Here is a 16,084-nt window from a genome sequence, read left to right as displayed (position 1 = left end):
TGATTATCTTTTTCTTTTCCCTATTTCCTTTGAGATATACCATAATAAATAAGCAATGACCCCGAGACCTGCTCCTAGATAGATGGGTTCCATTATAATCGCTTCCTTTCAATTAAATCGAGTGCTTTTGCTCTGTTTTTGAAGTCCTTCTTCGTGATACTGTCGAGATAATCAAGCGATTTTCGCTCAATGATTTTAGCGGCCTGCAGATCGACCTTGCTGCCGGCCCCTTTATAGATGTCAAGCCCTGTCTCGAGCTCAATCTGGTCCATCCATCTGATGAAGGCATATCTGGCAATAATAGAGCTTGCCGCAATGGCGATTGATTTCGATTCACCTTTCGTCTCGAACCTTGTGCGGTCGCGTTCTGGAATAGGGGTCAGCGCATAATTCTCGTAGACACCCTGTACAGCGAACTGGTCGATGACGATATAGTCCGGGCGTTCCTCTATTTTAGACAGGACGTTCTGGATAGCCTGGTTATGCAGGACGGCCTTCATCTTGACCTGGCTCCAGCCGCGCGCTTTCTGCTCATTGTATTTTGGGTTGGTCAGAACGAGCAGCGAGTGCGGAATCATCGGAATGATCTGTTCAGCCAGTTCCACTATCTTCGGATCCTTCAGGTTCTTTGAGTCCGTGACACCGAGCAGTTTGAGTATCTCAGCATTTTTCTTTGAGACGTAACTCGCGACGACGGTCATCGGACCGAAGTAATCGCCGGAACCTGCTTCATCGGAACCGATGCAGTTATATTGATCGTACTGATGGACTGCTGACTGACGAGGTGCAGCTGTGCCGAGTAGTTGCGCAGCCAGATTCTCTGCATCCTTGCCCTGTATCATGACTTTGTTCGACCGGTAGATGGAAATAGAATGCCCTTGGATCTTCGCACGGGCGACCATGCCGGGCGGCAGATGGGTGGTTTCATAGGCGATTTGACGCAGTAATTGCTCAATTTCTTTTTGTTCCAGTGTCTTTACGACAGTACTCACTGTAAATCCCTCATTATACATGTATTTTTATTGTCTATTCCTTATAAAAAATGGTACCATATATATTAAATGACGCACAGTGGAGTGATATCGTATGGGAGAATTTAAAAATAGAATTACTGTCTCTATCTATGATCAGCAGTATACGATTATCGGTGAAGATGAACCGGGTCACATCCGCTATGTGGCAGGGTTAGTCGACGAGCGCATCCGTGAAATATCTCGCTATAATTCCGGACTTGATACGTCGAGAAAAGCAGTGCTGGCTGCAGTCAACATCATGGATGACTATGTCAAACTGAAAGAAGATTTTGAAATACTATTACATAAACTAGAAGCAGAAGGTTACGACCATGATTGATATTATTTTATTGTTCTTTTTATTATTAGGGGCCATCATCGGCTTACGGAGAGGGTTCATCCTTCAGTCCTTACATTTCATCGGAACGATCGGCGCACTTGTCATCGCAAGGATGTTTTACCAACCGCTGGCGGACAAACTGGCACTCATCGTGCCTTATCCCGCTGCAGGGGGGACACCTAAAGTTCTGATCAACTGGGCTGACGGTGAGCACGCCTTCTACAATGTGATCAGCTTTATTTTTCTGTTCATCGTCAGCAAAGTCGTGCTGCAGATGGTCGCAACAGTCTTTGACTATATTGCACAGCTGCCCCTGTTAAAACAGCTGAACAAAAGTTTAGGGTCACTGCTGGGCTTTATTGAGAGTTACCTTGTCATATTTATCGCATTTTTCTTCATTGCCATGATCCCGGCCCCTGCTATTCAGGCGAGAATTCAGGGAAGTACACTTGCCCGTGCGATAATTGAATACACACCTATCTTAAGCAACCGTGCAATTGACTGGTTTCAGCACATTGCCTTTATTCATATCTTCTAAAGTCATAGGCATAGGTCTATGACTTTTATTTTGGAGGTCATTAAATGACAAAGAAAGATTATATCAAGTTACTGGAGACCATCGGCTTATATATGGAACTTAAGGGTGAGAACAGCTTCAAGGTTTCAGCTTACCGTAAAGCGGCGGCTGCCATTGAGCAGTCACAGGTGCCTATTGATGAACTGGCAGACTTCACTGTACTTGCCGGCATCGGTAAAGGGGTCTCTGAAGTACTGAATGAATACCGCGAGACCGGTCAATCCAGTCTGCTAGCGGAACTGCAGGCAGCGGTCCCGGCCGGTCATATTCAGATGCTCAAAATCCGCAATCTGGGTGCCAAGAAAATCGTCAAGTTGCATAAGGAACTGAATATCACAACCATTGAAGAGCTTAAGGCAGCCTGTGAAAGCCATGCGGTAAGTGGTCTGACGGGTTTCGGTAAAAAAACGGAGGAGTCCATTCTCCAGGGTATCGAGGACCTTGAGACGAAAAAAGAGTATATAACGATTCATGAAGCGGTGAAACTGACAGCCTATATCAATCAGGCACTGGAAGAAGCGGTGCACGTCAAACGTTATGCGGTCGCCGGCAGTCACCGCCGTATGAAAGAGCAGAGCAAAGACCTTGATTATATCGTTGTCACTGACGATGCGCTGGCAGCAGCAGAAGAGATCGAGGCGTTCACGTTCGTCAAGCAGGTGGCAGTGAGCGGCCAGGAGAAAGTCTCCGTGACTGTCCAGCTGGATGACCTTGAGACAGCTGTCGATTTTCGTTTCACAGATGATAAAGGCTTTACACCGATGCTGAATCATTTTACAGGCAGTAAAGAGCATAACGTCAAAATGCGCCAGCTAGCTAAAGCACGAAGCGAGAAAGTGAATGAATATGGTATCACTTTAGCAGATGGGACATTGAAGCAGTATGAGAGTGAGGAAGCGATCTATCAGCACTATCAGCTGAACTATATTCCGCCGGAGATGCGAGATGACGTCACGGCGTTTGAAGTGGAGCAGTCAGCTATCATCAAGCTGTCAGACATCAGAGGCGATTTGCATATGCATACGACAGCAAGTGACGGGGCCTTCGAACTGACAGAGATGATCGAAGCGTGCATCCAGCAAGGCTATGACTATATGGCCATTACGGATCACTCCAGAAGTCTGCGGGTGGCGAACGGTCTGTCTGTTGAGCGCCTGCTGGAGCAGAATCAGCAGATCAGAGCACTCAACAAGGCTTACAGCGAAATTGATATCTACAGCGGTATCGAGATGGACATATTACGGGACGGGACCCTGGACTACGAAGATGAGGTACTGAAGGAGCTGGACTATGTGATTGCGGCGATTCATCAGTCGTTCAATCAGTCAGAAGAGGAGACGATGCAGCGTCTGGTCAATGCCTGCCACAATCCTTATGTCCGTCAGATTGCGCATCCGACAGGCCGGCTTATCGGCAGACGCGCGGGCTATGCCGTCAATATGGAAGAACTGATAGCAGTCGCCGCACAAACCAATACCGTGCTTGAAATCAATGCGAATCCGATGCGCCTTGACCTGAGTGCAGCGGTCATCAGACAATATCCGGATATCAAGCTCGCTATCAATACAGATGCACACCATACCAGTCATCTGGACTTTATGAAGTATGGTGTCGGGACAGCCATTAAAGGTCACGTCAAGCGCGAGCAGGTCATCAATACATTGACGCGCGAGGCATTCCGTGACTGGCTGCAGAAAGGAAAATGACATGAATCAAAAAGCTTTAAATATACTGGAATATCACCTGATCAGAGAGAAAGTGGCTGCATACAGTCAGAATGAAGTCAGTGCCGCTTTAATCAGCAGGCTTGAGCCGCAATCTGACGCGAGTTGGATAGAGGCAGAGCTTGAGAAACTGGAAGAGGCCCGCCTGATTCATATGCAGGCAAGTGAGCCGGGCATGAGTCAGCTGACAGAAGTGAAACAGCTGACTAAGCGGGCGAGTATCGGTTCGATGCTCAGTGTGACTGAGCTGAACCGTATCAAGAATAATATCCGTGTCACGAACCGTTATAAGACTTATCTGCTGAATATGACTGAAGACAGTGACATCAAGCTGCCGCTGCTCCGCGACAGATTTCAGCATCTTCCGGTCTTATCGCATGTCAGTGATGCGATAGACGAGAAATGTGACGAGACGATGCTCTATGACAATGCATCAAGCACGCTCTATGATATCCGTCAGCAGAAGAAGACGATTAATCGCCGTATTAAGGAGAAGCTTGACAGCATCGTCCGCTCACAGGCCAATCAGAAGAAACTCTCTGATGCGATCGTCACCATCCGTAACGACCGCCAGGTCATTCCTGTCCGCAGTGAATATAAGCAGGATTTCCCGGGTATCGTGCATGATACCTCGGCCTCAGGTCAGACATTCTATATTGAACCGAACAGTATCGTCGAACTCAGCAGTCAGCTCAATACAGTCACAGCGCGCGAGAACGAGGAAGTCAGTCGCATCCTGTACGAACTGTCTGCGCAGGTGGCAGAATCTCAGCATGATATTGACTGGATTACGACGGTCATGGGTGAACTGGACTTTCAGCTGGCTAAAGCGAAATACGGTCATTCAATCAATGGAGTGATCGCTGACACTGCAGACGAGCGAGCGATTGAACTCCCGTCCGCCTGGCACCCGTTGCTCGATCCTTCGAGCGTCGTCAAGAACTCGATCATCTTCGGTGATGATATCGATGCGGTGATCATTACAGGACCGAATACGGGCGGTAAGACCGTGACACTGAAAACAGTGGGTCTCCTGATTGCAATGAATCAATCCGGCCTGATGATCCCTGCAGGAGTCGGTGCCCGCCTCAGCATTTTCAACGATGTCTACTGTGATATCGGCGATGAGCAGTCGATTGAGCAGTCCCTGTCAACGTTCTCCAGCCATATGACCAATATCGTCTCCATCTTAAAATCAATGGACGATAAGAGTCTTGTGCTTTTTGATGAACTTGGTGCGGGCACGGATCCATCTGAAGGGGCGGCTCTGGCGATGAGTATCCTGGACCGCTGTCTTGAAACAGGTGTCATGACGATGGCAACAACGCATTATCCTGAACTGAAAGCATACAGCTATAACCGCGACCATGTCATGAACGCCAGTGTGGAGTTCGATGTGGAATCATTGAGCCCGACTTACAAGCTTCTGATGGGTGTGCCGGGTAAGAGTAATGCCTTTGAAATCTCGAAGAAGCTCGGGCTCGACTTGTCCATCATTAAAAATGCCCGCCAGCTGATTCATATGGATAATATTGAAATCAACGATATGATTTCAGCGCTTGAGAGAAATACAAGACAGGCAGAGAATGACAGAGAGGAAATGGCCCGTCTGAAGCAGGAATCTGCCGCCCTTCATCAAGAATTATCCGAACAGTTCGCCGCTTATCAGCAGATGAAAGAAACACTGGTGGAAAATGCAAAGATGAAAGCCAATGAGATCGTGCAGAAGGCTGAAAAAGAGGCTGATGCCATCATCAAAGACCTGAAGAGCCTGCGCAGTGAACATCAGTCGCTGAAAGAGAATGAACTGATTGAACGTAAAGGGAAATTCAAGAACCTTTACAATGAGGCAGCCCTGAAAAAACAGAACAAGCAGCAGGAAGCAGAAAAGATCGTTGCCGGTGACCATGTCAAAGTCCTGTCCTATGGTCAAAAGGGTGTGATCCTCAGTGTCGATAAGGATGAAGCAGTTGTGCAGATGGGCATCATTAAGATGAAGCTGCCGCTGACAGACTTCAAGAAAGAACAACCTGAAAAAGAAAAGCAGATCCGGGTGGTCCCACGTGCTAACCGACAGACGATCAAGATGGAGCTCGATCTGCGCGGTGAACGTTATGAAGATGCGCTGCAGCGGCTGGAGAGTTATCTGGATCAGGCACTGCTCAGCAACTACAGCCAGGTCACGATCATCCACGGCAAAGGCACAGGCGCCCTGCAAAAAGGCGTGCAGGACTATCTGAAGCGTTCGAAAGTCGTCGCATCGTTCAGAGGCGGTATGCCGTCTGAAGGTGGCTTTGGTGTCACAGTCGTTGAACTGAAATAGGAGGATATGATGTGGAATTTTGATATGTATAAGCTTGCCGTTGTGCTGATTGTAGTGGCAGTTGTCATGCTCCTGTCTGGCGTCGGCTATTTGATTCTCACCTCATGAGCAAACCGCATGACGCATGGAAATGCGCATGCTATAATTCTTAAAAATAGAACTTTGAGGAGGAAATAAACATGGCATTAATTAATGCAACTGATGCAAATTTTGATGAACAAATTAAAGAAGGTGTGACATTAGTCGATTTCTGGGCACCTTGGTGTGGACCTTGTAAAATGATCGCACCCGTCTTAGAAGATTTAGCGGGTGATGTTGACGGTAAAGCGGACATCGTAAAAGTGAACGTGGATGACAACCAGGCAACAGCTGCTAAGTTTGAAGTGATGAGTATTCCGACATTAATCGTCTTTAAAGACGGTCAGGCAGTTGATAAAGTTGTGGGCTTCCAGCCTAAAGAACAGTTACAATCTGTACTTGAAAAACATTTTTAATTGAGAAAAAGAGCTTCGGCTCTTTTTTTTTGAAATAGAGTGGTGGAAAAAATGGAAGAATATGAAGTCAGAATAAAGCATAAGCTCGCAGTCCTGCCGATGGAGCCAGGCTGCTATCTGATGAAAGACAGGCAGAACGAAATCATCTATGTCGGTAAGGCGAAGAACTTAAGAAATCGTGTGCGCTCTTACTTTACAGGGGCCCACGATGAAAAGACGACGCGGCTTGTCGCAGAGATCCGTGACTTTGAGTTTATCGTCACGAGCACTGAAATTGAGTCGCTGCTTCTCGAACTGACGCTGATCAAGAAGCATTATCCGCGCTATAATATCATGCTGAAAGATGACAAGAGCTATCCGTTCATCAAGATCACGAAAGAGAAGCATCCAAGACTCTTTGTGACAAGGCAGGTCAAGAAGAATACAGGTAAATATTTCGGCCCTTATCCGAATGCCTATGCGGCGCAGGAGACAAAGAAGCTGCTCGACCGCATCATCCCGTTCAGAAAATGCAATAAGATGCCGGACCGGTTATGTCTCTACTATCATATCGGCCAGTGCCTCGGTCCGTGTGTCTATGATGTAGAAGAGCGGGAATATCAGGAGATGATTCAGACGGTCAGTCAGTTCCTGAACGGTGAAGATACTACTATCGTTGAAGACCTTAAAGTGAAGATGGCAGAAGCAAGTGAAGCATTGAACTTTGAACAGGCAAAGGAATACCGGGATCTGATCAGCCATGTTGAATCATTGATGTTCAAGCAGAAGATGATGACTGCTGATATGACCGTCCGCGATATTTTCGGTTACAGTGTGGATAAAGGCTGGATGTGTGTGCAGGTCTTCTTTATCAGACAAGGTAATCTGATTGAACGCAATGTCACGATGATTCCGCTCATGGAAGACCCGAAGGATGCCTTCTATAATTTCATCGGCCAGTTTTATCAGCTGGACCAGCATATTCTGCCTGGTGAGGTGCATATTCAGCCGGGTCTGGACATCGATGTCATCCGTTCGGTCGTGGACACGAAGATTGTGCAGCCTGTCCGCGGCAAGAAACGTGAGATGGTGGACCTCGCCGTTAAGAATGCGGATATCGCATTGTCGAATAAGTTTGAGATTATCAAGCGCGATGAATCCCGGACGATTAAAGCGATCGAAGAAATCGGTGAAGCGATGGGGATTCCGACACCGATCCGTATTGAGGCCTTTGATAACTCGAACATCCAAGGGGTTGATCCGGTTGCTGCGATGATTTCATTTGTCGATGGTAAGCCGAGCAAGAAAGATTACCGGAAGTACAAGATCAAGACCGTCTCAGGGCCTGACGATTATCGGTCAATGGCAGAAGTCGTCAGACGTCGCTATACACGGGTCTTACGTGAACAGCTGCCGCTGCCTGACCTTATCATTGTGGATGGCGGGAAAGGTCATATGAATGTGGTCCTAAGCGTGCTGCAGGATGAACTCGGGCTTGATATACCGGTGGCCGGCCTGAAGAAAAACGCCAAGCACCAGACAGCAGAACTGCTCTACGGTGACAATGCCGATATCATTCCGCTCGATAAGAAGGGGCAGGCATTCTATCTTCTGCAGCGCATCCAGGATGAAGTCCATCGCTTTGCCATCTCCTTCCACCGGCAGACGAGACAGAAGACGGGGCTGCAGTCTCAGCTGGATACCATTCCAGGTATCGGTCCGAAACGCAAAAAGCAGCTGATCAAGCACTTTGGGTCAACCAAACGCATCAAGGAAGCAAAACAGGAGGAGCTGACCGCTATCGGTATACCGAAAGCGACGGCAAGCCTGATTCTGGAGACATTGAATGAAGAGACCGAAAAACAGTCCTGATGGGCTGTTTTTTTACTTTTAGTGAGAATAATTATCATAAACAATAAGCCTGAAATTAATGATACAATTGTCATATATTAATCTTCACATACTGTGCGACAAAATGTAATCGGTTTCTTGATTTGACCCATTTTTAGGCGTACAATAGTTTGTGATGATTTATCAGAAAATATTAGGGGGGACTTCGCTTGGCGAATTCAGAACAATCATTTGCAATACGCAGGCTTCATTCATTACTTGGTGTGTTACCGATTGGTGTCTTTTTAATCCAGCATTTATTCGTAAACCACTTCGCAGTATATGGTGAGGCAAGTTTCAACAGAGCTTCGGACTTTATGGGAGGATTACCGCTCAAACTGCTCCTTGAGACAGTGATTATCTACATTCCGATTCTGTTTCATGCTATCTATGGTTTCTATATTGCTTTCACAGCAAAGAATAATATCGGACATTACTCGACATTCCGTAACTGGATGTTCATGCTGCAGCGTGTATCAGGAATCATCACGTTCTTCTTCATTGCTGTTCACGTCTGGCAGACACGTGTGCAGGTCACACTGCATGATGCGCATGTCAACTACGAGATGATGCATAACATCTTCAATAATCCATTCTGGATCGCATTTTATTCAATCGGTCTTTTAAGCACTATCTTCCATTTTGCAAACGGCCTATGGTCATTCGCCGTGACATGGGGAATCACGCAAAGTGAGAAATCACAGCGCATCATGACATACGTATCACTTGCAGTCTTCGTGCTCGTAGCAGCATTAGGATTTACAGCTTTAATCGCATTTATTTAATTTAGGGGAGTGGCATATATATGGCAAACAGTAAAGTAATTGTTGTCGGAGGCGGTCTTGCCGGCTTAATGGCAACAATTAAAGCAGCTGAGCACAATACAAGCGTAGAACTATTTTCATTAGTGCCGGTAAAACGTTCACATTCAGTGTGTGCACAAGGCGGCATCAACGGTGCGGTCAACACGAAAGGTGAAGGAGATTCACCTTGGATTCATTTTGATGACACGGTATACGGCGGCGATTTCCTGGCGAACCAGCCGCCTGTCAAAGCGATGACTGAAGCGGCGCCAAGCATCATCCACTTACTGGACAGAATGGGTGTCATGTTCAACCGGACGCCGGAAGGTTTACTCGACTTCCGTCGATTCGGCGGTACACTGCACCACCGTACCGCATTCGCAGGTGCGACCACAGGTCAGCAGCTGCTCTATGCACTTGATGAGCAGGTACGTCGCTACGAAGTGGACGGACTTGTCACGAAATTCGAGGGCTGGGAATTCCTCGGTATCGTCAAAGATGACGACGGCGTCTGCCGCGGTATCGTTGCCCAGAATCTGGTGACTTCAGAAATCCAATCGTTCGCAGCTGATGCCGTGATCATGGCAACAGGGGGACCTGGTATTATTTTCGGTAAATCAACGAACTCTATGATCAATACCGGTTCTGCGGCATCAATCGTCTATCAGCAGGGCGCGACTTACGCGAACGGTGAATTCATTCAGATTCACCCGACAGCGATTCCGGGAGATGACAAACTGCGTCTGATGAGTGAATCAGCGCGTGGTGAGGGCGGCCGTGTCTGGACATACAAAGATGGTAAGCCTTGGTACTTCCTCGAGGAAAAATATCCGGACTATGGTAACCTGGTGCCCCGTGATATAGCGACACGTGAAATCTTTGATGTCTGTGTGAACCAGAAACTCGGCATTAACGGTGAAAACATGGTATACCTCGATTTAAGCCATAAAGACCCGCATGAACTGGACGTCAAGCTCGGCGGGATCATCGAAATCTATGAGAAATTCACAGGTGATGATCCGCGTAAAGTACCGATGAAGATCTTCCCGGCTGTGCATTATTCAATGGGCGGTCTCTGGGTCGATTACGATCAGCAGACGAATATTCCAGGTCTTTTCGCTGCCGGTGAATGTGACTATTCTCAGCACGGCGGTAACCGCTTAGGAGCGAACTCACTGTTATCGGCTATTTACGGCGGTATGGTGGCTGGACCGAATGCCATTAAATATATCAAGGGACTCGAGAAATCGTATGAAGATATTTCTGAGGACATTTATGCACGCAAAGTGGATGAAGAGCAACGTCGTTTTGACGCGCTGATGAACATGCGAGGCAGTGAGAATGCCTATAAACTGCACAAAGAACTCGGAGAAATCATGACGGCTAACGTCACAGTTGTCCGTCACAATGATAAATTACTCGAGACCGACAAGAAAATTGTGGAACTGATGCAACGTTATCAGGATATCGATATGGAGGATACAGCAACCTGGAGCAACCAGGCTGTCTTCTTCACGCGTCAGTTATGGAACATGCTTGTACTGGCACGTGTCATGACAATCGGTGCCTATAACCGTAACGAATCACGTGGCGCGCATTATAAACCGGAATTCCCGAAACGTAATGATGAAGAATGGCTGAAGACAACCATGGCGACATTTGATGGTGCCACTAATCCGCCGATCTTCAATTACGAGGACGTGGATGTCAGCCTCATCCCACCACGTATCCGTGACTACTCTAAATCAGGAGGTAAACATTAATGGCAGAAAAAACGATTGAACTTGTTATCAGACGCCAGGCGAACCCTGAATCAACGCCCTATGATGAGAAATTCGTCATTCCTTACCGCCCTAATATGAACGTCATTGCTGCCTTGATGGAGATTCAGCGTAATCCAGTCAATGCACAAGGTCAGAAAACCACACCTGTCACTTGGGATATGAACTGCTTAGAAGAAGTCTGTGGTGCCTGCTCAATGGTCATCAATGGTAAAGCACGTCAGTCATGTTCTGCTATCATTGATACACTGGAGCAGCCGATCAGATTAGAACCGATGGCGACATTCCCGGTGATGCGTGACTTACAGGTAGACCGTTCTAAAATGTTCGATAATTTAAAACGTGTCAAAGCATGGGTACCGATTGACGGGACATATGACCTCGGACCAGGTCCGCGTATGCCGGAGAAACAACGTCAGACGGCTTACGAATTATCGAAATGCATGACATGTGGTGTCTGCCTTGAAGTCTGTCCGAACGTCAATAAGAACTCGGACTTCATGGGTGCGCAGCCGATTTCGCAGGTTCGCCTGTTCAACCTTCATCCGACAGGTAAGATGAATAAAGATGAGCGTCTTCATGCCTTGATGGGCGACGGCGGTCTTGCTGAATGTGGTAACTCACAGAACTGTGTCAAGGCCTGTCCGAAAGGCATCCCTTTAACAACAAGTATTGCAGCGATGAACCGTTCTGCAAACTTCCAGTTATTCAAATCATTCTTCGGTTCAGACTATCAAGTGAATTAATCGGAACGACAGGTGGGAATTCTCGCCTGTCGTTTTTTTTGTTATGATAGTCATGAACAGGAAGTGAGGAATTGAAGATGAATAAAGAATTGATTATTCCACTGGAGTTTCATCTCCGTCATCTGGCAGATAGAATCAAGAAGTCAGGACGTAGTCAGCTGCAGGCGTATCAGCTGTCAGATAATCAGTTTATCGCGATGCAGTGGATCCATGAGGAACCTCTGACAGTCGGTCAGCTGGCGACGAAGATGGGCATCGCTGTCTCCACAGCTTCAGAAATGGTAGACCAGCTGATCAAGAAGGAATGTTTACGCAGAGAAAAAGATGTGGCGGATAAACGTAAAGTCAATCTGTATCCTGAACAGAAAAGCATTGATATCATCAATGAGGTGATTTCTAAGCGGCAGGAATTCTTAAATGAACTGATGACAGATATTCCACAGGACGATCAGCAGATGATGGCTGAAGTCATCAAGCAGTTATTCGCTAAAATGGAGCAGTCGTCATGAAGCCGATCGGGGTCATTGATTCTGGTATGGGCGGCCTGACAGTGGCAAAAGAAATTATGCGTCAGCTGCCGAACGAAAGCATCTGCTATCTGGGTGATGTGGCCAGATGCCCATATGGTCCGCGCAGCCCAGAAGAAGTCAAGCAGTTCACGATCGAACTTGCCCAGTTCCTGCTGAAAAAAGAGATCAAGATGCTGGTGATTGCCTGCAATACCGCGACCGCAGTTGCGCTTAAGCCTCTGCAGGAGATGCTGTCGATTCCGGTGGTCGGTGTCATAGAGCCGGGGGCCAGAACCGCACTGATGACGACAACTAATAGTCATGTCCTCGTGCTCGGTACTGAGGGGACGGTCAAGTCAGATGCCTACCGCAAGTCGATACAGGCTATCAATCCGAACGTGGATGTGCATAGTGTCAGCTGTCCGCGTTTTGTTCCGCTGGTGGAACAGATCGCTTATAAAGACCCTGTTGTGACGAATATCGTCATCCATCAGACTTTAAAGGAATGGCGGCTGGATCCGGCCGATACAGTGATATTAGGCTGTACACATTATCCGTTATTAAAAGGCTATATAGAGGATTACTTTAATGGAGAAAAGACGGTCATTTCGTCAGGACTTGAGACGGCGCGAGAAGTCAGTGCACTGCTGACGTTCAGTCAAGGTCACGCCCCGTATGCGGATGAAAAACACCATGAGTTCTATGTCAATGGTGACGCAGAGAAATTTACACGTGTCGCACGCGAATGGCTGGAAGATCCGGAGCTCGTGGTCACATCCATCAATTTAGAGGAGGAACTGAAATGAAAGATATTGTTATCGCTACAGGTAATCAAGGCAAGATCAATGACTTTAAACATATATTCCCAGACCATAACGTCATCGGCATCACGGCATTACTGCCGGACTTTGATGTCGAAGAGACCGGCACGACTTTTGAAGAGAATGCGGCGCTGAAAGCAGAAGCGGCAAGCCGCCTCCTCGGCAAGACGGTGATCGCGGATGATTCCGGCCTTTCTGTCGATGCATTAGACGGTGCACCCGGCGTCTATTCTGCCCGCTATGCAGGACCTGAGAAGGACGACGCAGCCAATATGAAGCTGTTGCTGAAGAACCTGCAGGGCGAGACGGAGCGGACGGCACGTTTCCTCTGTGTCATTGCACTGAGTGAGCCTGGACAGCCGACCCGGACATTCCGCGGTGAAGTAGAAGGCATCATCGCTGAGGAAGAGCGGGGTCAGCACGGCTTCGGCTATGACCCGATTTTTTATCTTCCTGACAGAAACAAGACCATGGCTGAACTGTCATCAGAAGAAAAAGCGGAGATCAGCCATCGTCGTAAAGCGATCGATAAACTGACAGACTACTTGGAGGGCTACAAGTCATGAAATGGGTAGTAGTCAGTGATAATCACGGCATGTCCCCTATTCTGACGGATATCAAGTCTATCCACCATGATGCTGATCGCTTCATCCACCTAGGGGATTCAGAATTTACGCGGGAGAATCCTGAAATAAGAGATTATGTGGCAGTGCGGGGGAACTGCGACGGTCCCTGGTTTGAGCAGACAAGGGTTCTGAAAGAGGACGGCGTATTTCTCACCCACGGTCATCTCTATGCTGTCAATGCCGGCAGAGAAAAATTAGCAGCAGCGGCGAAAGAAGCGGGCTGTTCACTGGCATTATATGGCCATACGCATGTCCGTCAGATAGAGGAGATTGAAGGGGTCATCTGTATCAATCCCGGCAGCGTCGCTCAGTCAAGGAGTGAGGAACCGGAGACGTACCTGGTCATACAGGATGACAGGCTCACTTTCTATGATCAGCAGCACCGTATTTATGCACAAGCACAGCTCAAGGGTTAACCTTCTGCCCTTAAAGGTGTAATAACGCAAAAAAAGGTTGTTGACTTTCCAGCTCAAACTTGATTATAATTAATCTTGTCTTGAAATTGAGTCCTGGTAGCTCAGCTGGATAGAGCAACGGCCTTCTAAGCCGTCGGTCGGGGGTTCGAATCCCTCCCAGGACGCTAGATATAAGAGTCTTTAAAATCGGAGAACGTCTAGAACGTTGATTTTAAAGGCTTTTTTCTTTTTTGAGCATCTATAAAAATCTATAAGAATCTATATTTTGGTCAAAATCTTGGTCAAGTTTTTGGTCAAGTTTTCATCCGGTTTACATTGCCTCTAAAATCTCCATAGCCTTTGCGTCTTCATCAACAAAAGTCTCTTTAAACATATGCTGATAGATTTCGCGTGTAGTGGACGTGTTAGCGTGTCCTAGGCGCTTTGAGATATATTCTATACTTAACCCCTTGGCGTACAAATAAGAGCAGTGTGTGTGCCTCAGAGCGTGCGATGTGACCTCTTCTATTTCGAGTTGTTTACATACACGCTTTATCTGCTTATTTACGGCTGTGTAGGAGAGATGAAAGACTTTCCCATCCAAATATACTGGCAGACGCTCAATGCCTCTCAGAATGTGGCTGAGGTCCTTTCTCGGCACTGTTAAAGTTCGGGGAGATAAATCAGTCTTAGTCTCTGCAATATAGATAGTCGAATTAACTTCATCAATATATTCTCTTCTTAATGCTGCAGCTCCGGAAAATCTTGCGCCAGTGATCAGCATCACGAACAGAAAGAGTGAAGACTCGCTGTCTGATTTCATCAGCTGTTTTTTAACACGCTCATAATCCTTCATCTCAATGAACTTTGTTTCTTCCTTCTGCGATTCCTTACCAGCTGTATAAGTAATGTTATGGTTGATATTCTTAATCATCAGACCATCGAACACAGCTGCCTCAAAGCAAGCACCACATGCACCTTTAAATTTCTTGATGGTGTCCTTGGCATGCTCTTTGGCATACTCATTAATAAAGTCCTGAAACTTATCCCGGCTCAAGTCCTTCAGCTTAATCTTTCCGAAGTCACTTTTCTTAATATGTTTCAGCGCAGATTTATAGGTCTTGTAGGTCCGATCAGAAACATTTTCAAGCTTGTTCGTCTCCATCCATTTTTCAAAGTATTCAGCGAACGTCAAATCTTTCTGCAGCCGGATGCCGTTCATCAGCTGATTATAAAGTATTCTCTCCGCATGAAGAGCCTCTGCCTTCGTCTTAAATCGGCCCTGACGGTATCGCTGGCCTTCAAAATAAAAGTCGTAAGCATAAGACTTGCCTACTTTCTTTACTGCCATTTTTTTCACCTCCTTTCAATGATTTTTCGGAAAAATGGTGTAAAAAAAGAAGGGTATAGAGATACCCTAATTTTATTCTTGGTGTTGACTAACAATAACTCTTGTTACAGTCTTGCCATCCGGACGCGAAAACATGACATCATACTTTTTATTCAGCTTCTTACTTTCATAAACAAACTCATTATCACTGATTTTCTGAACCATTGTTGCATCATCTTCCATAAAATCAAATGCATGATCAGTTAGAAATGGTTCATCCATTTCTACAGTCAAACCTAAATCTGAATCAAAGTTTTTTTCTGCCTGATATATATTATCCTTGTCACCCATCAGATTGACGTTACCTTTTTCGTTTACGTAAAAAGCGCCTTTTTCTTTAAAGGCTGAACCAATAGAGCCATAAACATTATTTTCTCCTGCAATTACTTCTTTTGGAGCTTCAGTAGTAGGCTCTTCTGTTGTCGGTGCTTCCGTTGAAGGAGCCTCAGTGGTTTCTTCTTCAGTCGTAGCTTTTTCAGTCGTCAACTTTTCTATAGTTGGGGCTTCTGTAGTAGTCTCAGTACTTGTTTTCTCTTTCTGTTTTTCTACAGGTTCATTTCCACAAGCAGCCAGAATAAGCGATGAAGCAAGTAACGTAACATTTAAAATTTTAAAAGTCATTTTTATACCATCCTCAATAATTTTTATCAAATGTCAATAAGAAGAAGGGGAG

The 16,084-nt window shown here is 46.5% G+C and carries 16 protein-coding genes and 1 tRNA gene; 14 read left to right on the top strand and 3 right to left on the bottom strand.

Features of this window, described 5'->3' with window-relative positions; genetic code table 11:
• Positions 1–92 precede the first annotated feature (92 nt).
• Entirely contained in the window at positions 93–992 is a 900-nt protein-coding gene (gene rnhC / locus ERX55_RS02215) for a ribonuclease HIII (RefSeq protein WP_133450941.1), read from the bottom strand.
• A 94-nt stretch (positions 993–1,086) separates the two neighbouring features.
• On the opposite strand from rnhC, the gene zapA reads away from it, so the two are divergent.
• The 14 genes from zapA to ERX55_RS02145 all read left to right on the top strand — a co-directional run bounded on the left by zapA (position 1,087) and on the right by ERX55_RS02145 (position 14,206).
• Positions 1,087–1,353 (top strand): cell division protein ZapA, encoded by a 267-nt coding sequence (gene zapA, locus ERX55_RS02210; protein ID WP_133450940.1) that lies wholly within the window; start codon positions 1,087–1,089, stop codon positions 1,351–1,353.
• The gene (locus ERX55_RS02205; protein WP_133450939.1) at positions 1,346–1,891 is read left to right on the top strand and encodes a CvpA family protein; all 546 of its coding nucleotides are present in this window, start codon (positions 1,346–1,348) and stop codon (positions 1,889–1,891) included. The genes zapA and ERX55_RS02205 overlap by 8 nt, the downstream gene beginning before the upstream one ends.
• Positions 1,892–1,935: 44 nt before the next feature.
• Complete coding sequence (polX, locus tag ERX55_RS02200; RefSeq protein WP_133450938.1) at positions 1,936–3,636, top strand: DNA polymerase/3'-5' exonuclease PolX; 1,701 nt, start codon at positions 1,936–1,938, stop codon at positions 3,634–3,636.
• 1 nt (position 3,637) lies between these two features.
• Complete coding sequence (locus tag ERX55_RS02195; RefSeq protein ID WP_133450937.1) at positions 3,638–5,977, top strand: endonuclease MutS2; 2,340 nt, start codon at positions 3,638–3,640, stop codon at positions 5,975–5,977.
• A gap of 179 nt (positions 5,978–6,156) precedes the next feature.
• Positions 6,157–6,471, top strand: a complete 315-nt coding sequence (gene trxA, locus ERX55_RS02190) for a thioredoxin (protein WP_133450936.1) — start codon at positions 6,157–6,159, stop codon at positions 6,469–6,471.
• Positions 6,472–6,522: 51 nt separating this feature from the next.
• Positions 6,523–8,322 carry an excinuclease ABC subunit UvrC gene (gene uvrC / locus ERX55_RS02185; RefSeq protein WP_133450935.1) on the top strand — a complete coding sequence of 600 codons (1,800 nt, stop codon included), beginning with the start codon at positions 6,523–6,525 and terminating at the stop codon, positions 8,320–8,322.
• Positions 8,323–8,510: 188 nt separating this feature from the next.
• On the top strand, positions 8,511–9,125 hold the full coding sequence (locus tag ERX55_RS02180) for a succinate dehydrogenase cytochrome b558 subunit (protein ID WP_133450934.1): 615 nt from the start codon (positions 8,511–8,513) through the stop codon (positions 9,123–9,125).
• Positions 9,126–9,145: 20 nt separating this feature from the next.
• Complete coding sequence (gene sdhA, locus ERX55_RS02175) at positions 9,146–10,906, top strand: succinate dehydrogenase flavoprotein subunit (RefSeq protein WP_133450933.1); 1,761 nt, start codon at positions 9,146–9,148, stop codon at positions 10,904–10,906.
• Complete coding sequence (sdhB, locus tag ERX55_RS02170; RefSeq protein WP_133450932.1) at positions 10,906–11,670, top strand: succinate dehydrogenase iron-sulfur subunit; 765 nt, start codon at positions 10,906–10,908, stop codon at positions 11,668–11,670. Before sdhA ends, sdhB begins: the two co-directional genes overlap by 1 nt.
• A gap of 77 nt (positions 11,671–11,747) precedes the next feature.
• Positions 11,748–12,179: a MarR family winged helix-turn-helix transcriptional regulator gene (locus ERX55_RS02165; protein WP_133450931.1), complete on the top strand. Its 432-nt coding sequence runs from the start codon at positions 11,748–11,750 to the stop codon at positions 12,177–12,179.
• Positions 12,176–12,985: a glutamate racemase gene (racE, locus tag ERX55_RS02160; protein WP_133450930.1), complete on the top strand. Its 810-nt coding sequence runs from the start codon at positions 12,176–12,178 to the stop codon at positions 12,983–12,985. The genes ERX55_RS02165 and racE overlap by 4 nt, the downstream gene beginning before the upstream one ends.
• Positions 12,982–13,566 carry an XTP/dITP diphosphatase gene (locus ERX55_RS02155; protein ID WP_133450929.1) on the top strand — a complete coding sequence of 195 codons (585 nt, stop codon included), beginning with the start codon at positions 12,982–12,984 and terminating at the stop codon, positions 13,564–13,566. The genes racE and ERX55_RS02155 overlap by 4 nt, the downstream gene beginning before the upstream one ends.
• On the top strand, positions 13,563–14,042 hold the full coding sequence (locus ERX55_RS02150; RefSeq protein WP_133450928.1) for a YfcE family phosphodiesterase: 480 nt from the start codon (positions 13,563–13,565) through the stop codon (positions 14,040–14,042). Before ERX55_RS02155 ends, ERX55_RS02150 begins: the two co-directional genes overlap by 4 nt.
• Positions 14,043–14,132: 90 nt before the next feature.
• A tRNA-Arg gene (locus ERX55_RS02145) sits at positions 14,133–14,206 on the top strand.
• Positions 14,207–14,352: 146 nt separating this feature from the next.
• On the opposite strand, the gene ERX55_RS02140 is transcribed toward ERX55_RS02145, so the two are convergent.
• On the bottom strand, positions 14,353–15,372 hold the full coding sequence (locus ERX55_RS02140) for a tyrosine-type recombinase/integrase (protein ID WP_133450927.1): 1,020 nt from the start codon (positions 15,370–15,372) through the stop codon (positions 14,353–14,355).
• 72 nt (positions 15,373–15,444) lie between these two features.
• Positions 15,445–16,032: a hypothetical protein gene (locus ERX55_RS02135; RefSeq protein ID WP_165983678.1), complete on the bottom strand. Its 588-nt coding sequence runs from the start codon at positions 16,030–16,032 to the stop codon at positions 15,445–15,447.
• Positions 16,033–16,084: the final 52 nt, after the last annotated feature.

Source organism: Macrococcus bovicus, assembly GCF_004359575.1.
Classification (GTDB): domain Bacteria; phylum Bacillota; class Bacilli; order Staphylococcales; family Staphylococcaceae; genus Macrococcus; species Macrococcus bovicus.
Note: the sequence above shows the minus strand (reverse complement) of the source record. Positions and strands in the feature narration are given on the sequence as shown.